General features: G+C 42.8%; 13 protein-coding genes, 2 tRNA genes, 3 rRNA genes and 1 pseudogene. 1 reads left to right on the top strand and 18 read right to left on the bottom strand.

Annotation, left to right across the window (positions count from 1 at the left end; genetic code table 11):
- Window positions 1-119 precede the first annotated feature (119 nt).
- Genes recD through recC form a run of 3 tightly spaced genes read right to left on the bottom strand, consistent with a single transcriptional unit; the run spans window position 120 to window position 9,108 of the window.
- Complete coding sequence (recD, locus tag MORIYA_RS13140) at window positions 120-2,147, bottom strand: exodeoxyribonuclease V subunit alpha (protein WP_112715858.1); 2,028 nt, start codon at window positions 2,145-2,147, stop codon at window positions 120-122.
- On the bottom strand, window positions 2,144-5,716 hold the full coding sequence (gene recB, locus MORIYA_RS13145) for an exodeoxyribonuclease V subunit beta (protein WP_112715860.1): 3,573 nt from the start codon (window positions 5,714-5,716) through the stop codon (window positions 2,144-2,146). The genes recD and recB overlap by 4 nt, the downstream gene beginning before the upstream one ends.
- Window positions 5,716-9,108, bottom strand: a complete 3,393-nt coding sequence (recC, locus tag MORIYA_RS13150; RefSeq protein ID WP_112715862.1) for an exodeoxyribonuclease V subunit gamma — start codon at window positions 9,106-9,108, stop codon at window positions 5,716-5,718. Before recC ends, recB begins: the two co-directional genes overlap by 1 nt.
- Before the next feature lie 861 nt (window positions 9,109-9,969).
- On the opposite strand from recC, the pseudogene MORIYA_RS21815 reads away from it, so the two are divergent.
- Window positions 9,970-10,113: pseudogene (locus MORIYA_RS21815) on the top strand (IS630 family transposase); the annotation flags it as partial.
- 577 nt (window positions 10,114-10,690) lie between these two features.
- Here the strand turns inward: MORIYA_RS21815 and MORIYA_RS13155 are convergent.
- The 15 genes from MORIYA_RS13155 to rpsE all read right to left on the bottom strand — a co-directional run bounded on the left by MORIYA_RS13155 (window position 10,691) and on the right by rpsE (window position 22,136).
- A tRNA-Asp gene (locus tag MORIYA_RS13155) sits at window positions 10,691-10,767 on the bottom strand.
- Window positions 10,768-10,838: 71 nt separating this feature from the next.
- Window positions 10,839-10,954, bottom strand: a 5S ribosomal RNA gene (gene rrf, locus MORIYA_RS13160).
- A gap of 150 nt (window positions 10,955-11,104) precedes the next feature.
- Window positions 11,105-13,998 (bottom strand): 23S ribosomal RNA (locus tag MORIYA_RS13165).
- A 219-nt stretch (window positions 13,999-14,217) separates the two neighbouring features.
- Window positions 14,218-14,293 (bottom strand) — tRNA-Glu (locus MORIYA_RS13170).
- Window positions 14,294-14,413: 120 nt separating this feature from the next.
- A 16S ribosomal RNA gene (locus tag MORIYA_RS13175) occupies window positions 14,414-15,958 on the bottom strand.
- The 16S, 23S and 5S rRNA genes sit together here with 2 tRNA genes alongside, the layout of an rRNA operon.
- Before the next feature lie 591 nt (window positions 15,959-16,549).
- On the bottom strand, window positions 16,550-16,933 hold the full coding sequence (gene rplQ, locus MORIYA_RS13180) for a 50S ribosomal protein L17 (RefSeq protein WP_006034546.1): 384 nt from the start codon (window positions 16,931-16,933) through the stop codon (window positions 16,550-16,552).
- A gap of 40 nt (window positions 16,934-16,973) precedes the next feature.
- Window positions 16,974-17,960, bottom strand: a complete 987-nt coding sequence (locus MORIYA_RS13185) for a DNA-directed RNA polymerase subunit alpha (protein WP_112715864.1) — start codon at window positions 17,958-17,960, stop codon at window positions 16,974-16,976.
- Between the two features lie 26 nt (window positions 17,961-17,986).
- Entirely contained in the window at window positions 17,987-18,607 is a 621-nt protein-coding gene (gene rpsD, locus MORIYA_RS13190) for a 30S ribosomal protein S4 (RefSeq protein ID WP_045112203.1), read from the bottom strand.
- Window positions 18,608-18,634: 27 nt separating this feature from the next.
- Window positions 18,635-19,024: a 30S ribosomal protein S11 gene (gene rpsK / locus MORIYA_RS13195; RefSeq protein ID WP_112715866.1), complete on the bottom strand. Its 390-nt coding sequence runs from the start codon at window positions 19,022-19,024 to the stop codon at window positions 18,635-18,637.
- 13 nt (window positions 19,025-19,037) lie between these two features.
- Complete coding sequence (gene rpsM, locus MORIYA_RS13200; protein WP_112715868.1) at window positions 19,038-19,394, bottom strand: 30S ribosomal protein S13; 357 nt, start codon at window positions 19,392-19,394, stop codon at window positions 19,038-19,040.
- A gap of 135 nt (window positions 19,395-19,529) precedes the next feature.
- Window positions 19,530-19,643 (bottom strand): 50S ribosomal protein L36, encoded by a 114-nt coding sequence (gene rpmJ, locus MORIYA_RS13205; RefSeq protein ID WP_045112205.1) that lies wholly within the window; start codon window positions 19,641-19,643, stop codon window positions 19,530-19,532.
- A 40-nt stretch (window positions 19,644-19,683) separates the two neighbouring features.
- Window positions 19,684-21,009, bottom strand: a complete 1,326-nt coding sequence (gene secY / locus MORIYA_RS13210; protein ID WP_112715870.1) for a preprotein translocase subunit SecY — start codon at window positions 21,007-21,009, stop codon at window positions 19,684-19,686.
- Window positions 21,010-21,014: 5 nt separating this feature from the next.
- Window positions 21,015-21,449, bottom strand: coding sequence for a 50S ribosomal protein L15 (rplO, locus tag MORIYA_RS13215; RefSeq protein WP_112715872.1), 435 nt, complete (start codon window positions 21,447-21,449; stop codon window positions 21,015-21,017).
- Window positions 21,449-21,628: a 50S ribosomal protein L30 gene (gene rpmD / locus MORIYA_RS13220; protein ID WP_045112208.1), complete on the bottom strand. Its 180-nt coding sequence runs from the start codon at window positions 21,626-21,628 to the stop codon at window positions 21,449-21,451. Before rpmD ends, rplO begins: the two co-directional genes overlap by 1 nt.
- A 7-nt stretch (window positions 21,629-21,635) precedes the next feature.
- Window positions 21,636-22,136, bottom strand: coding sequence for a 30S ribosomal protein S5 (gene rpsE / locus MORIYA_RS13225; protein WP_067046255.1), 501 nt, complete (start codon window positions 22,134-22,136; stop codon window positions 21,636-21,638).

The following is a 22,136-nucleotide window of genomic DNA, read 5'->3' on the forward strand; positions in this document are numbered from 1 at the left end:
AGCAAGTTAGGTATAAATGTGATCAAACGCTAACTTTTTAACTGTATATTTGCAAAATCGATAACAAAGCAGTGCCTTTTTAGGATAAATGATAATCTAGGGTCTAAATCTACGATCCATCAATCTTGATTGAGTAATGCCATTAATCCACTCACCCGTTCCGTACGTAATTTAATCGCTTTTTTCAGCACCGTGACGTTAGTAAATATATCTAGCTTTTCTTTTGCACGGGTAATACCGGTATAAACTAGCTCTCTGGTCAGCACCGGATTAAAACGATTTGGTAGTATCATTACCGTATGTCTAAATTCAGAGCCCTGCGATTTATGGATGGTCATGGCAAAGACAGTTTGATGTGGCGGCAATCGACTGGGTAGAAAAGACTGCACATGACCGTCCGCCATTTCAAAATAAACCCGCATACGCTCATCGTCATCTTGCATGCAAATGCCAATATCACCATTGTATAAACCGAGGCCATGATCGTTATTGGTGATCATAATCGGTCTACCCGCATACCATTCAGACTGATTTTTACGGATCTTACGTGCCGACTGCAGCGCCTTTTCGATGCGTTGATTTAAACCATGTACTCCGAAGTCACCCTCTCTGATCGCCGTTAGAATTTGAAAATCATTAAAACTGCGTAATATTGACTTAGCTTCATCTTCGCTCGGTGATACCACTACCTTAGCCAGATAATCTTGATAACCTTGCTTCGCCATAGTGATTAGCGCGTCGTAAGTTTCTGCCGATAACGGGTGTAAGTGAATATCATCGTGCTGATTTTCCCAAACACGATCAAACTCATTCAGATCACCTCGATTCACCGCGCCAGCTAAACAGCCAATACCGGATTCGGCATCAAAACGATAACTCTTACGTAATAAACACAAACTGTCATAAATCGCTGTTGCATCAGAGGTTTGATATTGACTCAGCTCATAGTCAGTGATCTTCGATAGCCAGTTAACCTGCTCTGCCGAATAACCGGATTCGGCATAGGCACAAATATCCGCCAATACCGAACCCGCTTCTACCGAAGCAAGCTGATCTTTATCGCCCAACAATATCAAGCGTGCATGCGATGGTAATGCCGCCAACAACTTTGCCATTAGCGGCAAATCCACCATCGAGGCTTCATCAACCACCAATACATCAAGATGTAAGGGGTTCTCTTTATTATGCCGAAATGCTTGTCGATTCGGGATCACGCCTAACAATCTGTGTATCGTCCCCGCTTGTTCTGGAATCAGGTCGGCAACGTTAACGGGTAAATCGAGTTTACCTTTGGCACCCGCTATCGATTCAGTCAACCGTGCAGCCGCTTTACCCGTTGGCGCAACAAGTTTAATGGTTAACGCTTGCTGAAGCAGTAAACCCTGTTCAATTAATAACGCTAATAACTTGGTTACTGTGGTGGTTTTACCTGTGCCCGGTCCCCCGGAGATAACTGAAAAGTGACGCGTCGCAGCAACCGCCACCGATAATTTTTGCCAGTTTAAGCAGTATGCTTCTGGTATTAAACTATCTAAGGCATGTAATTCTTGAGCATTTTTAGCCGTGAGTAGTACCTGCTCAACATCTTGCCAACTAATTCGACCTTTCTTCACCACATCGAGATATTTAGCCACAAATGTTTGCGCACTAAAATTGACTTCTCGTTCTTTCGCTAAAATAGGAAATAGAAAACCATAATCACGTTTGAATAAACGATTTAGACTAGCGCTTAAATCGGGTTGCTGACTTTGTTTTGCTAAGCCTTTTAATTGCTCCGCCACTTGTAACTCGTAAGCCCAGTAGCGTTGCAAATATAATTTATTGGCATCGCTCACAAACTGTAGCGGAGCCGACTCACCGACCACTGCTGAATTTGCTAATAATGTCGGCCAAGTATTGCTACGACTAGGGACCTCAGCCAGTAATAAATGTGAACGTGTTAACTTCAAATCAAATAACGCGTTGGTGTCTATGTTTGTTAAATCAATACAGACGTGCCCTTTACCCAATTGATAACTGGTTAAGCACGCCAATAAAATAATAGCGGGATCAGATTCATAATTACTGATAAAACGAGCAAACTGGTAATCCAATTGACGAATTTTATTTTCGTTGGCTAATTCTTTGAGACAATGAAGTACACTCATGATGCGAGTTCTCCTAAAAATAAGTCATCTAACTGCATAACAAAGTCGAGTGATGGTTTAGTAAAAAATACGCCATATTGATTACCCGTTTCGACTTGCATGCCACGTAAGAACAAATAATAAACCCCACCGAAATGTTGTTCATAGTTATAATCTGGAATACGTGAGCGTAAGAAACGGTGTAACGCTAAGGTATACAGCTGGTACTGCAGTTCATATCGGTGTTCAACCATCACCTGATTAATCGCATCACAGGTATAATCCGCTTGGCTGTCACCTAAATGGTTAGACTTATAATCCAGTACGTAATAACGCCCTTCATAAACGAACACCAAATCGATAAAGCCTTTTAACATGCCGCTGACTTGTTGAAAATCAAGCTCACCAGCTTGCTGAGAAAGGCCATCATGCTGCTTTATCAAGGTATTTAAATCATCACAGTTAAGCGATGAAATCGGCATGAAAAATTCCATCTCCACTTTTTTCTGGGTTGGCGTTAATTGACGTAAACTAAAACCATCCTGTAATGGGCAGTCTAATACCTGATTAACCAGTTTAAGTAATACCGGTAACCAAGCTAGGTCATAGCCTTCACGCTCAAGCAGTTGTAATATTTGCTCGGTGAGCATGTCCTCGTCAACATTGGCAAAATCAATGTGCTCAAACACCGTATGTAATAAGGTACCGGCCGCAGCACCACGCGGGAAACTAAAAATATCCCAACTGACTTCTTGTTCATCTTCTTTTTCGGGATCCACTTCGGCATCGAAGCCCGGCAATTCCAGCGATGCGTCATAATTAGAATGACGATTACCATGGCTATGGCGAGACAATGCAGAATAACTCGTTACCCACCAGTTTTTACTAATCGGATTGGTCATTGTCTTAGCTTGATAAACCACAGGGGGTGCAACGATGGGTTGATAAGCATCTACCGCCGCTAACGGTGGAGGCACTACAGCAACACAAGTCTGCTGTTCTGCAAGTTTTTCGACACAGGCTTTAAATTCAGTGTCTTTACATTCTGCACCTTGCTGTAATAAATAGCCCATCGCATTTAAGTGCATTTTGTTATGAGAATTACCAATTTTAACCGCACCTAAGCCTAGCCAAGTCGCATAAACACCCCGCGTTAATGCCACATATAACAGTCGTAGATCTTCAGCAAGACGTTCTTGATCGGCTTGTTCTTTCGCTGCCTCTAACGCCTCTTCATCATCTAAATCAAGATGTACATAAGTATGACCATCCTGATGATAAAGTGGCGTTGACGCTTGTCGTGTCGCGCAAATAAATGGCAGAAATACTAAATTATATTCCAACCCTTTTGATTTGTGGATCGTCACTACCTGTACGAGATCGGCTTCACTTTCTAAACGAACCAACTGCTCTTGTGCATCACTATTTGGGTTTTCAATTTTTTCACCAAACCAGCGGAATAGACTATACTCGCCATCCAATTCTAAGCTTGCTTCTTGCAGTAATTCACCCAAATGTAACACATCCGTTAAACGTCGGTCACCACCTTGACCAGAGAGCATAATCGCGGCAATATTCTGTTGATTAAGCAATAATCTTAATGCCGGTAAGAAACCTTTCCACTGTAGGGTCTTTTGATATTGCTTAAATTCGGCAACAGTTTGTTCCCAGACTTTTTCATCATTACTCAGTTGGTCTAGCTCAATCGCAGGTTTCTCAAAAATAGCGGTCGCTAATGCTGCCCGCAATAACCCCTCATCTTCAGGGTTCAACATAGCCGCGAAAATATGATACAACTCGCGGGCTTCACGGGTAGCAAATACACTGTCACGGTTCGACATATACACACTAGGGATAGATAAAGCATCAAGCTGGTCGCGGACTAATTTCGCTTCAGCCCCCGTACGCACCAGAATAGCAATATCCCCCGCTTTAACTGCCCGACCCGATAACATCGCGTTACCTTGCTGTGCATCTGTTAATAATGTCGAGATCTGATTAGCCGTCGCTTTGGCGTAGACTTGTTGATATAGGCCCTTGGTCATATTTTTCTGACCTTCTTCTTCGTGCAACCAAAGCTGCAACGCAGCCGGCTCAACACCATTCAATAACAAAGGTTTACTTTTACCTTGCGATTCAACCGGCTGAAAACTAATACTGTCTTCATAAATGAAAGGCTTATTGGCATGTTCAAAAACACGGTTTACCGCACTGACCATCGCTGTCGAAGAACGCCAATTTTTGGCTAAGGTGTAATGATCATCAACATTTTTACGGGCTTGCATATAAGTAAAAATATCCGCACCACGGAAACTATAAATAGCTTGCTTCGGATCGCCAATCATAAATAAACCCGCACCATCTTGATTTCCGTAGATAGTATTAAAGATATCGTATTGCTGTTGATCGGTATCTTGGAATTCATCAATCATGGCAACCGGATATTGACTGCGAATACATTCAGCCAAACTCGCGGCTTGCTCGCCTACTAATGCTGCAGATAATCCCGACAACAGATCATCAAACGACAATAATTGTGATTGATTTTTGGTTTTAATCACCCGCGCACGCACGTACTCAACCGCTTTAACAATAAAGCAATCTTTAAGTGATAATGGCTGCTCTAGCAAGACTTCAATATCGCTGAACACTGCGTGCTCTGGCGCTTGTTTGCCTTTTTTAGTTTTAGTGGTTAAAACATGCTGGGAAAATTTAACGATACTATCGGGTAAATCATTTTGCTTGGTTTCTGATTGCGACCAGCTCAGCATCTCATTTAGCCACTTTGCCACGCTAGCAACACGATAACTGTTGCCATTCAAGTTACCCGCTTTAATTAATTCACTGAGCTCATGGGCATTTTCTAGCCATGCGTCTTTGACCTGTTGAATAGATGAAATTAATTTATCGTAATCCAGCTCAATATCATCGCTGCAGGTTTTAGCAATAAACTCGATATTGGTATTAGATAAATACCCAGAAATATCGTGCAGCAATGCTTGTGGTGATGACCAAAAGCTATGCACCATATCAATCATACCGTCTTTATAACGATAAAAATGACTACGCCAAAAATCAGCAATGGCATTAAATTTTAGCTGCGATTCATCGGTAATAAATTCGCTTTCAAATAATGCCCCGGACTCAAATGCATTTTGCTTCAGCATACGCTGACAAAATCCATGAATGGTATAAATAGCCGCTTCATCCATCTGTCTTTCTGCAGCCAATAATGATTTGGCACAACGTGCATAATCCAGCTCATTAGTATCAGTCAGTAACAAACAAATCACCGGATCATTACTATAGCCAATACTAAAGGCAATACGTGCTTGATGAATACGAGCCCGAATACGATCGCGTAATTCCGCCGTTGCCGCTTCTGTAAATGTGACTACCAATATTTGGTCGACATTTAATGCTTCAATTTGACCTTCTTTGTTATAAGCATTCTCGCCGCCATGCCCTAATAATAAGCGCAAATATAAACTGGCAATGGTAAAGGTTTTACCAGTACCGGCAGATGCTTCGATCAGGCGTTCACCATAGAGGGGGAACGTCATCGCATTAAGAATATTTACGTCAGCCATTATTCGACATCCTCTAGGTATTCAAATATTGGAAATAACACCGACTCAGAGAATGTTGACATTAATTTATATACCTCATCATTTAAGCGGGGAAAACTACGTTGTAAATAGTCATCGGCATTTTCGCCCATACGGTTATAACCACCTTCAAAATTCAATACGGCTTCCGATCTTAATTTATAATCATCAGGCTCTGCAGATGTACATTTGGTTTTTGCCCAACCCCAACCAGTTTTAGGGAATAACGCCAAAGGCTGACAGCTGCCATCGTTATAAACCTCAAGTAATTGAAACAGCAATTCTCTCGCCCGAGACTGCTCAATAACTCTAAGTCGTTGCACAACAGGTTTACCCGCCGTTAAGTGGACAAGCGTGGTCGCTGCTGGGTTTTTAATGCTAATACAGAAACATAAATGTTCTAACCAAACTTGCAGATAATCTTTACCATTAAAGCCACTCGGTTTATGTCGTACTAAACCACCGTTATATATGTGTTTTAACCAACCCACTAAACGCCCTGAAACCAAAGGAATGTCGACTTCGAGATCCTCATTACTATTGGTTAATAACGGCATTAATACCTGAGCAAGCTGATTAACAGTAATGACTTCTTTATCTAATGAAATTTTTCCAAAACGTCCAAGAGGAAGACTACCTGATGCAACCAAACGTTCCGTCACCAGACTAATGTCGCCGCCCATCAATTCGGTTTCCAGTAATTGCGCTTTAAGATGATATTTTTCTAGGTTATCGACATCAAATGGTTCGTCATCCAGCACATCAAGGCTGGCTTGATTAAAATAAACTTTTAAACGTCGATTAAAGAAATACTTAGTCGGATGCCGGTAAAAACGTAATAGTTCAGCTAGCTCAACCTCTTGCATATCATCATTGGATATTAGCGCAGGTAAAGGCTCAGTAAGAAATTGTCTTAACTCCACAACAGGGGCTAACGCAGGTAACCACTCTTTAACAAAAGAGCAAGGTGCTTGCGGATTAAAATAGCGTGCATCGAATGGCTGTAAAGCATGATGTTGGATTAAATGCGTCAGTAATTGTGCCGCAGACTCATCAGGAGATAGACCCTCATCACCGGAAATACAAAAACTTTGCTGGCAATATTGTAATAACTCCGTGATCAACACAGACGGTAGACGCTCACTCTTATCACGAATACTACTGCCAATATAGCTAATATATAATTTACTTTGGGCTGAAATGAGCGCTTCCAAAAATAAATAGCGATCATCATCACGACGGCTACGATCACCTTGTTTAAGATCATTGGCCATTAAATCAAAACCCATTGGCGGAATTGAGCGTGGATAAACACCATCATTCATACCGAGCAAGCAGATAACTTTAAACGGAATTGAACGCATCGGCATTAGGGTACAAAAATTAACTTGACCCGCAAGAAATTTTTGACTGGCACTCACTTGTGATAACGCATTATTTAAATAATGACGTAATACTAACGGAGTGATGTGTTTGTCATAACGAGCACTGTTTAATTGCTCATCTAAATGTGAAAAAGCATCTCGGATCATTTTTATTGATTGCTCATCATCCACATCAATTTTATAAAAATTATCTATCAGCGTGTTACCTAACTTGATCCAGTCTGCTATCGATTTCGGATCTTGTAATGAGGTAAGACTATCTAATAATGCTTCAATAAAGTGAGCCAATTTACCCAGTAGTTCGGCTTCAATCCCCTGCACTTCTTGATAAGGCAATATGCCTTGATAAATATCGTCACCACCATAAGCGTAACCGAGCAACATACGGTGTAAGCCAAATAACCAAGTATTTTGTTTCATCCCCGGTAAATCAAAACGAGTTGCATCATCTTCATCTAAGCCCCAGCGAATACCAGATTCATCAATCCATTGACGTAATCGATTAAACTCATCAGACGTAATAGCAAAACGCGCCAATACCGCAGGTACTTCCAATAACGACAGTAATTCAGATACGTTACAACGCGATAAAGGTAACGCCAGTAATTGTAAAAAGCTGAGTAAAATAAGATTATCATACTGTGCGCCACTATCTGAGATAGAAAACGGAATATACCGTTCATCATAACGGTCCATCGCACCAAACACCGCTTGGATATAAGGACTGTAACCATTTACATCAGGCATCATGATAACCACATCTCGGGGATTAAGATCTGGATTTTCCGAAAACATAGTGAGCAAATTATTATGTAATACTTCTATTTCACGCATTGGGCTATGACAGCTGTGCAGTTCAAGTGAAGTGTCTGCAGGATTAATCGGGAGTTTATAACGACTATCGCGCGCATTATCATCCTGTAGCGAAACATCAAACTCTGCCATACTGCGATCAACCAAATCTAAAATATCGCGCTGAATACTTGCAAGTAGCCCATCATCGGTTGGTTCCACAAAAACATCTAACTCCTGGCAGCCAAAACCCGTCAATAACGCTAAATTATCGCGACCCAGTTTACCCATAGACGCGAGTAGTGGATTGCCCACTTTAAATGTATCATCTTCATCAAAGAGAGCGCGAACGGTTTGTTCATCATTAGCACTCACCTTATCACTCATACCAAGAGTTTCATTGTTATGATTAACCATAGTACGTTGCTTTAACAGCCATTTAGGGTCTATCAGATCACCCCAGTACAAACGGCAAGGGTTCGATAGCATAAAATGTATTTCAGTATGCATACCAAGTGCTTGTAATGCATCTAAATAACGCGGTGGTAATGCCGATACCCCGAATACAAATATACGTTCAGGTAACAGCTTGGCATCAAAAGTTGAACTATTCAGACGCGCGATAAATTGATCATATAAATTGGCACGGTGATAATGAGATTGGCCCAACGCTTCTGTTTTAGCGACTAATTCACGCCATAGTAAAGGCTGCCAAGGATGTGTATCGGCATGCATATTATCACCCCCTTCCCATCCAGCGATCCACTCAGGTCGGTACACTAAATATTGATCAAACGTATCCGATATTTTTTGGCAGAGTTGAAATAGACGGTAATCATCTTGATCATCCGCTAAATAATGCTTTAACGATGCAAATTCAGGCAGTACTAACAACTCAGGCAGGATTAGCATTAACTTCCAAGACATCGCCTCTTTATTAAATGCACTTTTGTCGGGAATATCAGGCAATACCTTTTGGAACATCTTCCAAATAAAGGAAGCAGGTAATGGAAAGGTAATATTAGCCGATATACCCATCGACTTTGCCAACTCCATTTTAACCCATTGCGCCATACCTGGACTTTGCACCAAAATTTGCTCTTCGACAAAAGGGTCGGCAAGTGGATCTTTCGCAATAAAGTGCGCCATTAGCTCTTTTAAAATATCTAATTGATTCGAATGATAAAGATTAAACACGGTAACTCCAAACTAAGAACCTACTGGAATTGTGGAGCATCCTAACTCACTATGCAATATAGAAAAAACGACATGTTGGTTTTTGCGACATAAATATGAAAACGTACTCCTAGATAAAACTAAAAGCGCTGATATTAACAGTCTTTATCATTTAAACGAAAAACATTGCTACCCCCCCAAAAAAAGTGGTATGCCGTATGTAGCCTCTAATACCGGCACGCGAGCACGAAAAAAACTAGGAAGTAAAGTCATTGAATCTGTCTTTCAGCAAACCCAAAAACAATGGCATCAATCTGCTAACCATGAAAACTGATGTGGATTAAATTTATTAGGCGTCGATTGTATGTCCGATGGCGCTAACGAGCCATTTATTAACAAACAGTGGTTTGATAGCGTTGAAGTTAACGAGATAAATCTTGCCTTAGGATTAATTGATAATACCCCTGATCACAGCAGGCATTATTCGACCGAGGCTTTTATTCATTAGCTTTGTTACATCGTTGGCAAACAACGGGTGAGATGCGTCACTGGTTAATTCCGCTTTAAAAGAACACTCAATATGAAGTGATTCGAAGTTTCAGACGACAAGATGAACTCATTAAGCAAGCGTTATGCGGCATATTACTTGCGTCTAATTTAATACGCTATCAGATAGTGCTAATGGCAACATCACTCGATGGCGTCCACCCTAATCAATTACGTTTTCATGATGCTTGATACACATCATTCATGAGCTAACTCAATTATCATTTTGTACCCCAGGGAATATACTTAAGTACACAATGAATATTACTCAGGCTGCCAAGCAATTTATATCAATTCCTTTAATTTTATGATCTAATATATGTCTCAAAAGTACATATGGATCATGATTTTTATAAAATAATTACTTCCACATCGAATGCCAGAATGCGAATTCGCTTACTTGCGGTCTCACATTTTGTTGATGGTAAAAACAGAACTGAAATAGCAAATTTCTTAAAAGTCAGTCGCACCAGTGTCAATAAGTAGGTATCCAAATATCTTAATGACGGCTATCTATAAACCACAACCCTCGACACCCGGAGTGACAGGCCGCTTGTCTTTTTATAACAAGTCGAACCAACTGAATTACCGCTCCGCGCAATCTGTTCGGTACTTTAACATTGAATTTCAGGCACAAAAAAAACCTGCATCTTTCGATTCAGGCTTTCGTTGTTTGTTGGCAAAGAGAAAAAGTGGACGGCTATCTATAAACCACAACCCGCGACACCCGGTGTGACAGGCCGCTTGTCTTTTTATAACAAGTCGAACCAACTGAATTACCGCTCCGCACAATCTGTTCGGTACTTTACCACTGAATTTCAGGCACAAAAAAAACCTGCATCTTTCGATTCAGGCTTTCGTTGTTATTGGCAAAGAGAAAGAGCGGACGGCTATCTATAAACCACAACCCGCGACACCCGGTGTGACAGGCCGCTTGTCTTTTTATAACAAGTCGAACCAACTGAATTACCGCTCCGCACAATCTGTTCGGTACTTTACCACTGAATTTCAGGCACAAAAAAAACCTGCATCTTTCGATTCAGGCTTTCGTTGTTGTTGGCGGAGTGGACGGGACTCGAACCCGCGACCCCCGGCGTGACAGGCCGGTATTCTAACCAACTGAACTACCACTCCGCACAATCTGTGCTAATGTTTCCATCAGTCTATTCTTGTTTACCCAAGACTTCGTCTTGAATAAAAATGGCGCTTGGCAATGCCCTACTCTCACATGGGGAGACCCCACACTACCATCGGCGTTATTACGTTTCACTTCTGAGTTCGGGATGGGATCAGGTGGGGCCGCAACACTATGGTCACCAAGCAAATCTGGTTTGCTTTCTATAAGAAAATTAATTTCTATTGTTAATCTGAAAAGCTATAAATAAAGAAGTCTTTAAAACCTATCTTGCGATAAATAGTGCGTTCAATCTATTCTTAAGTCAAAATTTCAATTAATCATACTTTAATTTGTATGGTTAAGCCTCACGGGTAATTAGTACAAGTTAGCTCAATGCCTCACAGCACTTACACACCTTGCCTATCAACGTTGTAGTCTCCAACGGCCCTTCAGGGAGCTTAAAGCTCCAGTGAGAACTCATCTCGAGGCCTGCTTCCCGCTTAGATGCTTTCAGCGGTTATCAGTTCCGAACTTAGCTACCGGGCAATGCCATTGGCATGACAACCCGAACACCAGTGGTTCGTCCACTCCGGTCCTCTCGTACTAGGAGCAGCTCCTCTCAATTCTCAAACGCCCACGGCAGATAGGGACCGAACTGTCTCACGACGTTCTAAACCCAGCTCGCGTACCACTTTAAATGGCGAACAGCCATACCCTTGGGACCAACTTCAGCCCCAGGATGTGATGAGCCGACATCGAGGTGCCAAACACCGCCGTCGATATGAACTCTTGGGCGGTATCAGCCTGTTATCCCCGGAGTACCTTTTATCCGTTGAGCGATGGCCCTTCCATTCAGAACCACCGGATCACTAAGACCTACTTTCGTACCTGCTCGACGTGTCTGTCTCGCAGTTAAGCTGGCTTATGCCTTTGCACTAACCACATGATGTCCAACCATGTTTAGCCAACCTTCGTGCTCCTCCGTTACTCTTTGGGAGGAGACCGCCCCAGTCAAACTACCCACCAGACACTGTCCGCAACCCCGATAAGGGGCCTACGTTAGAACATCAAACGTACAAGGGTGGTATTTCAAGGTTGACTCCACATCATCTAGCGACAATGCTTCAAAGTCTCCCACCTATCCTACACATGTAGGTTCAATGTTCAGTGCCAAGCTATAGTAAAGGTTCACGGGGTCTTTCCGTCTAGCCGCGGGTACACTGCATCTTAACAGCGATTTCAATTTCACTGAGTCTCGGGTGGAGACAGCGTGGCCATCATTACGCCATTCGTGCAGGTCGGAACTTACCCGACAAGGAATTTCGCTACCTTAGGACCGTTATAGTTACGGCCGCCGTTTACCGGGGCTTCGATCATGAGCTTCGACCTAAGTCTAACCCAATCAATTAACCTTCCGGCACCGGGCAGGCGTCACACCGTATACGTCATCTTGCGATTTTGCACAGTGCTGTGTTTTTAATAAACAGTTGCAGCCACCATTTCTCTGCGACCAACAATAGCTTACGGAGCAAGTCCTTCACCATCATTGGCGTACCTTCTCCCGAAGTTACGGTACCATTTTGCCTAGTTCCTTCACCCGAGTTCTCTCAAGCGCCTTAGTATTCTCTACCTAACCACCTGTGTCGGTTTGGGGTACGATTCTCTTATATCTGAAGCTTAGAGGTTTTTCCTGGAAGCCGGGTATCAACTACTTCATCTCCGTAGAGACTCGTCATCAGTCCTCAGCCTTAAGTGCGCCCGGATTTACCTAAGCACACAGCCTACAACCTTAAACATGGACAACCATCGCCATGCTAGCCTAACCTTCTCCGTCACCCCATCGCAATATAAGTGAGTACAGGAATATTAACCTGTTTTCCATCGACTACGCCTTTCGGCCTCGCCTTAGGAGTCGACTCACCCTGCCCCGATTAACGTTGGACAGGAACCCTTGGTCTTTCGGCGTGGAGGTTTTTCACCCCCATTATCGTTACTCATGTCAACATTCGCACTTCTGATACCTCCAGCAAGCTTCTCAACTCACCTTCGACGGCTTACAGAACGCTCCTCTACCATGCAAAGAACACGTCTTTGCATCCGTAGCTTCGGTGGTATGTTTAGCCCCGTTAAATCTTCCGCGCAGACCGACTCGACCAGTGAGCTATTACGCTTTCTTTAAAAGATGGCTGCTTCTAAGCCAACTTCCTGGCTGTCTGAGCCTTTCCACATCGTTTCCCACTTAACATACACTTTGGGACCTTAGCTGACGGTCTGGGTTGTTTCCCTTTCCACGACGGACGTTAGCACCCGCCGTGTGTCTCCCGCGATTGAACTTATTGGTATTCGGAGTTTGCAAAGGGTTGGTAAGTCGGGATGACCCCCTAGCCTTAACAGTGCTCTACCCCCAATAGTTAGACGCGAGGCGCTACCTAAATAGCTTTCGAGGAGAACCAGCTATCTCCCGGTTTGATTGGCCTTTCACCCCCAGCCACAAGTCATCCGCTAATTTTTCAACATTAGTCGGTTCGGTCCTCCAGTTGATGTTACTCAACCTTCAACCTGCCCATGGCTAGATCACCGGGTTTCGGGTCTAATCCCAGCAACTATTCGCGCAGTTAACACTCGGTTTCCCTACGGCTCCGCTATTCGCTTAACCTTGCTACTGAAATTAAGTCGTTGACCCATTATACAAAAGGTACGCAGTCACCCAACAAAGTAGGCTCCCACTGCTTGTACGTATACGGTTTCAGGTTCTATTTCACTCCCCTCACAGGGGTTCTTTTCGCCTTTCCCTCACGGTACTGGTTCACTATCGGTCAGTCAGTAGTATTTAGCCTTGGAAGATGGTCCTCCCATATTCAAACAGCATATCACGTGTGCCGTCCTACTCGATTTCACAATAAGGTCGTTTTCATGTACGGGACTATCACCCTGTATCGTGGCACTTTCCAGAGCCTTCCATTAACTTCCAAACTGCTTAAGGGCTAGACCCCGTTCGCTCGCCGCTACTAAGGGTATCTCTATTGATTTCTTTTCCTCGGGGTACTTAGATGTTTCAGTTCTCCCGGTTCGCTTCGTAACGCTATGTATTCACGTTACGATACCTTACAAAGTAAGGTGGGTTCCCCCATTCGGACATCTGTGGATCAATGCTTTTTATCAACTCCCCACAGCTTAACGCAGATTAACACGTCCTTCATCGCCTCTGACTGCCTAGGCATCCACCGTATACGCTTAGTCACTTAACCATACAATCTAAAGTCGACCGTACAATTGAAATAACTAGGTATTATCTAGTTTTTTTCGCCTCAAGAATACTCAAGAACACTCTATTGTTATTGCCAAAGCAATAACGTGTTTTAAGAACTTCTTTATTTATTCAGCTTTCCAAATTTTTAAAGAGCAATTTGCTAAAAAGCAAAGATAAACATTACTGCTTAGCTTTGATTTTTAATCAGAAAGAAAAGTGGTATCCCGTACGAGATTTGAACTCGTGTTACCGCCGTGAAAGGGCGGTGTCCTAGGCCTCTAGACGAACAGGACACTATTTACTTTCTACGGTTGGATTTCATCCCAACCGTTGCCTTATTTTCATAAGACGTGCAATTTAATTTTCTATTCAAGCAATTTGTGTGGACACTTACAAAAATTAACAACTTTACGTAAGGAGGTGATCCAGCCCCAGGTTCCCCTAGGGCTACCTTGTTACGACTTCACCCCAGTCATGAACCACACCGTGGTCATCGCCCTCCCGAAGGTTAAGCTAATGACTTCTGGTGCAGCCCACTCCCATGGTGTGACGGGCGGTGTGTACAAGGCCCGGGAACGTATTCACCGTGACATTCTGATTCACGATTACTAGCGATTCCGACTTCATGGGGTCGAGTTGCAGACCCCAATCCGGACTACGACGCACTTTGTGGGATTCGCTTACCATTGCTGGTTTGCAGCCCTTTGTATGCGCCATTGTAGCACGTGTGTAGCCCTACTCGTAAGGGCCATGATGACTTGACGTCGTCCCCACCTTCCTCCGGTTTATCACCGGCAGTCTCCTTAGAGTTCCCACCATTACGTGCTGGCAAATAAGGATAAGGGTTGCGCTCGTTGCGGGACTTAACCCAACATTTCACAACACGAGCTGACGACAGCCATGCAGCACCTGTCTCATAGTTCCCGAAGGCACCAATCCATCTCTGGAAAGTTCTATGGATGTCAAGAGTAGGTAAGGTTCTTCGCGTTGCATCGAATTAAACCACATGCTCCACCGCTTGTGCGGGCCCCCGTCAATTCATTTGAGTTTTAACCTTGCGGCCGTACTCCCCAGGCGGTCTACTTAATGCGTTAGCTTAAGAGCCCAGTTCTCAAGGAACCAAACTCCGAGTAGACATCGTTTACGGCGTGGACTACCGGGGTATCTAATCCCGTTTGCTACCCACGCTTTCGCATCTGAGCGTCAGTTACTTGCCAGGTGGCCGCCTTCGCCACTGGTATTCCTTCAGATCTCTACGCATTTCACCGCTACACCTGAAATTCTACCACCCTCTCAAGAACTCTAGTTTGCCAGTTCGAAATGCAGTTCCCAGGTTGAGCCCGGGGCTTTCACATCTCGCTTAACAAACCGCCTGCATGCGCTTTACGCCCAGTAATTCCGATTAACGCTCGCACCCTCCGTATTACCGCGGCTGCTGGCACGGAGTTAGCCGGTGCTTCTTCTGCGAGTAACGTCACAGTGATAACGTATTAAGTCACCACCTTTCCTCCTCGCTGAAAGTACTTTACAACCCTAAGGCCTTCTTCATACACGCGGTATGGCTGCATCAGAGTTTCCTCCATTGTGCAATATTCCCCACTGCTGCCTCCCGTAGGAGTCTGGACCGTGTCTCAGTTCCAGTGTGGCTGATCATCCTCTCAGACCAGCTAGGGATCGTCGCCTTGGTGAGCTCTTACCTCACCAACAAGCTAATCCCACTTGGGCTCATCTAGTCGCGAGAGCTTTCAAGAAGAGGCCCCCTTTCACCCGTAGGTCGTATGCGGTATTAGCAGTCGTTTCCAACTGTTGTCCCCCTCGACTAGGCAGATTCCCAAGCATTACTCACCCGTCCGCCGCTCGACGCCAGAATAGCAAGCTATTCTTCGTTTCCGCTCGACTTGCATGTGTTAAGCCTACCGCCAGCGTTCAATCTGAGCCATGATCAAACTCTTCAATTAAAAGTTTTTGACTAATTGCCTAAGCAATTAAGTCGGCTCAATGAATTCTGTACTTCAACAATAAAACCGAAGTTCTATTGTTTATAAAACTACCATCTTTCGATTTAAGTTTATGTTCACAATTACATTGATATAATATTTGGTCATTATATCTCTGCAAGTGCTCACACAGATTGCTTGAATAAATTGTTAAAGAGCATACTGAGCGGCTGTTGCCGTGTCAGTGGGATGCATTATAGAGATATAGATCACATTGGCAAGGGTTAATTTAAAAAAATCAAAAATAAATAAAAAGATTAAAAAACGAACGATGACGTCATATACCAAACAAATACTCAAAAACAAATCCGTTGATCTACTTTATCCCTATTCATTACCGATGATTCATATGAAGTTAAAAAATAAGACTAATTTATCTTAGGAGAACATGCAGATATTTAGTTTATCGGTATATTGAGAGTATGACAAAGAGAAAAATAATTTAGATAAGCGAACTGAATATAGAAGATAGAAGATAGAAGATAGAATTTATACAAGAAAAATTGATACGTTAGAAATAAAAAAGCCAGAGCGTGAGCCCTGGCTTATAACTTATTCTTCGTCAGCAGCTTCAACAACTGGACGATCTACTAGTTCGATATAAGCCATAGGAGCTTTATCGCCAGTACGTAGACCACATTTTAAGATTCGAGTATAACCGCCTGAACGGTTTGCGAAACGTGGGCCTAATTCTTTAAACAGTTTACCAACAACTTCATCGCTGCGGGTACGTGCAAATGCTAGACGACGGTTAGCAACGCTATCCGTTTTAGCAAGTGTAATTAGAGGCTCAACTACACGACGTAATTCTTTAGCTTTAGGCAGAGTCGTTTTAATGATCTCATGGCTAACTAAAGAACATGCCATATTACGGAACATAGCCTGACGGTGGCTGCTGTTACGATTTAGTTGACGACCACTCTTACGATGGCGCATGAACTTATCCTTCTTACAAAATTCTTTTGATTAGTGTTTACTATTCGTCCGCAATACTTGCAGGTGGCCAGTTTTCTAGGCGCATACCTAGAGATAAACCACGTGAAGCTAGAACATCTTTAATTTCAGTTAAAGATTTCTTACCAAGGTTAGGCGTTTTAAGTAACTCAACCTCTGTACGCTGAACAAGATCACCAATATAGTGAATAGCTTCTGCTTTTAGGCAGTTAGCTGAACGAACAGTAAGTTCTAAATCATCAACAGGACGTAGCAGTATCGGATCGAACTCTGGTTTCTCTTCTTTCTGCTCTGGTTCCGTTACATCACGAAGATCAACGAAAGCATCAAGTTGTTCAGCCAGAATTGTAGCAGCACGACGAATAGCTTCTTCAGGATCTAATGTTCCATTAGTTTCCATATCGATAACTAACTTATCAAGGTTAGTTCGTTGCTCTACGCGAGCGGCTTCAACATTGTAAGCAATACGGCTTACAGGGCTGAATGCTGCATCGACAAGCAAACGACCAATAGGACGCTCTTCATCATCAGACTGAATTCGTGTAGAAGCAGGATCGTAACCACGACCTTTTTCAACACGAATACGCATACTGATATCTGCTTGACCGGTTAAATTACAAATCACATGTTCTGGATTTATAATCTCAACATCACCATCATGAGTGATGTCACCTGCCAATACAGGACCTGTACCTGACTTAGTTAACGTTAATAACGCTTCGTCCTTGCCTTCAAGTTTGATTGCAAGACCTTTCAAGTTAAGAATAATTTCAAGAACATCTTCTTGAACGCCTTCTTTACTACTGTACTCATGGAGTACGCCGTCGATCTCAACTTCTGTTACAGCACAACCTGGCATAGAAGAAAGAAGAATTCGACGTAAAGCATTACCAAGAGTGTGACCAAAGCCACGCTCTAACGGCTCAAGTGTTACCTTGGCACGTGTTGAGCTAATTTGCTCAATATCAACAAGTCTTGGTCTTAGAAATTCTGTTACAGAACCCTGCATGTATGTCCTCTCTTATGAAGTTAACTTTACTTAGAGTAAAGTTCAACAATAAGCTGTTCGTTGATGTCTGCAGACAGATCAGAACGCTCAGGAACACGTTTGAAAACGCCTTCAAGTGTCTTACTGTCAACTTCAACCCAAGATGCTTTCTCACGCTGCTCTGAAATTTCAAGAGCTGAAGCGATACGAGCTTGCTTCTTAGCCTTCTCGCGAATGCTAACTGTATCGTTAACTTTCACTTTGTAAGAAGGGATATTTACAACTTTACCGTTTACAACGATTGCTTTGTGGCTTACTAACTGGCGCGATTCCGCACGAGTTGAACCAAAGCCCATACGATAAACAACGTTATCTAGACGGCCTTCTAATAAAGCAAGTAGGTTTTCACCAGTATTACCTTTTAGACGAGCAGCTTCTTTATATAAGTTACGGAATTGCTTTTCAAGCACACCGTACATACGACGAACTTTTTGCTTTTCACGTAGTTGTAAACCGTAGTCAGATAGACGAGGTTTACGAGCACCATGTACACCAGGTGCGTTATCAATTTTACACTTAGATTCAATCGCGCGCACGCCACTTTTCAAGAAAAGATCTGTACCTTCACGACGACTAAGCTTGAGCTTTGGGCCCAAATATCTAGCCATGTTCTTTCTCCAATATTCCTAAAAACGTTATACGCGACGCTTTTTAGGTGGACGACAACCATTGTGAGGGATTGGTGTAACATCAGTGATGTTAGTAATTTTAAAACCAATCGCATTCAATGCACGAATAGAAGATTCACGACCAGGACCAGGGCCCTTAACCATAACTTCTAAGTTTTTAAGACCGTACTCTTTAGCCATTTCACCAGCACGCTCAGCAGCAACCTGCGCAGCGAATGGAGTTGACTTACGAGAACCACGGAAGCCAGAGCCGCCTGCAGTTGCCCAAGATAAAGCATTACCTTGGCGATCTGTGATTGTCACAATAGTATTATTGAAAGAAGCATGAACGTGTGCAATACCGTCAGCAACTTGTTTTTTAACGCGCTTACGAGCGCGAGTTGGTGTTTTAGCCATTACTCGTCAGCTCCTATTTCTTGATAGCTTTACGCGGACCTTTACGGGTGCGCGCATTTGTTTTAGTGCGTTGACCACGTAGCGGTAAGCTGCGACGGTGACGAATACCACGGTAACAACCGAGGTCCATCAGACGCTTGATATTCATACTTACTTCACGACGTAGGTCACCTTCTACAGTGTATTTACCTACTTCTTCGCGAAGAAGTTCTAGTTGAGCTTCTTCTAGCTCTCTGATCTTAGCTGTTTCAGCGATACCAGTTGCAACACAGATTGCTTTCGCACGTGTTGCACCAATACCGAAAACACCAGTCAGGGCAATGACTGTATGCTGTTGATCAGGAATGTTAATGCCGGCTATACGGGCCACTATACCACTCCACTTAAGGGTTGAAAAAAAATTTTGCTCTCTTCGAAAAGCCCGTAAGGATACTCAGAAGAGAGATGTATTGCAATAGAAACTTGGGCATAAATTAATAAATCTAGCCCAAGTGTCTACTACTGTCTAGCCTTGGCGTTGTTTATGCTTTGGTTCAACACAGATTATACGAATTACACCGTGACGTTTGATCACTTTGCAATTACGACAAATCTTTTTAACAGATGCACGAACTTTCATTTCTTACTCCGTAACTGTTATAGGACATGCTCAAACTAAATTAGCGACCGTAGCCTTTTAAGTTAGCTTTCTTAAGAACATCACCATATTGATGAGACATCATATGAGTCTGGACTTGAGCCATAAAGTCCATGATTACCACAACCATAATAAGTAATGACGTACCACCGAAGTAGAACTGCACACCCATAGCTTGTGTCATGAACAATGGTACTAAACAAATGAATGTAATATACAAAGAACCCGCTAGAGTTAATCGTGACATTACTTTGTCTATGTACCTTGAAGTTTGTTCGCCTGGTCTAATACCTGGGATGAACGCCCCGCTCTTCTTCAAGTTATCTGCCGTTTCACGTGGGTTAAATACCAACGCAGTATAGAAGAAACAGAAGAAAATAATTGCTGCTGCATAAAGCATTACATACAAAGGTTGTCCTGGCTGTAGAGCCAAAGAAATGTCAGTAAGAAAAGATAAACCTTCATTCTGACCGAACCATTGTGCAAGCGTTCCAGGAAACAAAATTATACTCGAAGCAAAAATAGCTGGAATAACACCGGCCATGTTAAGCTTTAACGGTAAATGCGTGCTTTGAGCTGCAAAAACACGTCGTCCTTGTTGGCGTTTTGCGTAGTTTACCACAATTCTACGCTGACCGCGCTCTACAAATACAACAAAGTATGTAACAGCAAAAACAACACCAGCTAATACTAACAATAACAGACCGTGAAGGTTACCATCGATAACCTGCTCGACCGTTTGTCCGATAGCTGGCGGCATACCAGCAACAATACCTGCAAAAATTAATATTGAGATACCATTACCAATACCGCGTTCGGTAATTTGTTCACCTAACCACATTAAGAACATAGTACCAGTTACTAAACTTACTACCGCAGTAAAGTAAAAACTTAACCCTGGATTATGGACAAGTCCATCAACCATGTTAGGTAAGCCTTTTGCAATACCAATAGCTTGGAAAGTACCTAAGAACAATGTTCCGTAACGGGTATACTGACTAATTTTACGTCGCCCTGCATCACCGTCTTTTTTCAATTCGGCAAGAGTAGGATTCACAACAGTTAATAACTGTATAATAATAGAGGCCGAAATATACGGCATAATACCCAACGCAAAAATAGACGCTCGCTCAAGCGCACCACCAGAGAACATGTTAAACATTTCTAAGATGGTGCCCTTTTGAGAATCAAACAGCGTAGCAAGTACAGAGGCATCAATACCAGGAATAGGAACAAAGGAACCTGCTCGGAAGACAATAATTGCCCCTAACACGAACCATAAACGACTTTTCAATTCTGATAAGCCACCTTGCGATTTATTCGCATCTAATCCTGGTTTTTTAGCCATTTGTACTATCCTTCGATTTGACCGCCTGCAGCAACAATCGCTTCAACAGCACCTTTCGTCGCTTTAATGCCACGAATAGTAACTGGTCGAGTGATTTCACCAGATAAAACAACTTTAACAAACTGGATTTTTTTAGTAACAAGACCAGCTGCTTTAAGCGTATTTAAATCAACAACATCACCTTCAACTTTAGCGATTTCATTTAAACGTACTTCAGCTGTTACCAGCTGTTTACGTGATGTGAAACCGAATTTAGGTAGACGTTGTTTCAAAGGCATTTGACCGCCTTCAAAACCAGGTCGAATACCGCCGCCTGAGCGAGATTTTTGACCTTTGTGACCACGGCCACAAGTTTTACCAGTACCAGAACCGATACCGCGACCTACACGTTTAGCGTTTGGCTTAGAACCAGCCGCTGGAGATAGAGTATTTAAAAACATTACGCTTCCTCCACTTTAATCATGTAAGCTACTTTGTTAATCATACCACGTACGCAAGCTGTATCTTCTAGCTCCACAGTGTGATTGATTTTACGAAGACCTAAACCAACAAGTGTTGCACGATGTTTAGGTAAACGACCGATTGCACTTTTAGTTTGAGTTACTTTAATTTTAGCCATGGTTTAATTACCCCAGAATTTCTTTAACAGGTAGACCACGTTTAGCTGCGATTTGTTCTGGTGATGACATACCAGTAAGCGCGCCAATTGTAGCTCGTACAACGTTAATTGGGTTAGTAGAACCGTAACATTTAGAAAGTACGTCATGGATGCCTACAACTTCTAGTACTGCACGCATTGCACCGCCGGCAATGATACCTGTACCAGCTGATGCTGGACGCATGAATACTTTAGAACCAGAATGACGACCCTTAATTGGATGTTGAAGAGTCACACCATTTAGTTCAATGCTTACGATATTGCGTTTCGCTTTTTCCATTGCTTTTTGAATAGCAGCTGGAACTTCACGCGCTTTACCATAACCAAAACCAACGCGACCGTTACCGTCACCCACTACTGTAAGCGCAGTGAAACTGAAGATACGACCACCTTTAACCACTTTTGAAACACGGTTAACTGCAATTAATTTTTCTTGCAGATCACCTGTTTGGTTTTCAACTTTAGACAT

Origin of the sequence: Moritella yayanosii (assembly GCF_900465055.1) — a bacterium.
GTDB lineage: Bacteria > Pseudomonadota > Gammaproteobacteria > Enterobacterales > Moritellaceae > Moritella > Moritella yayanosii.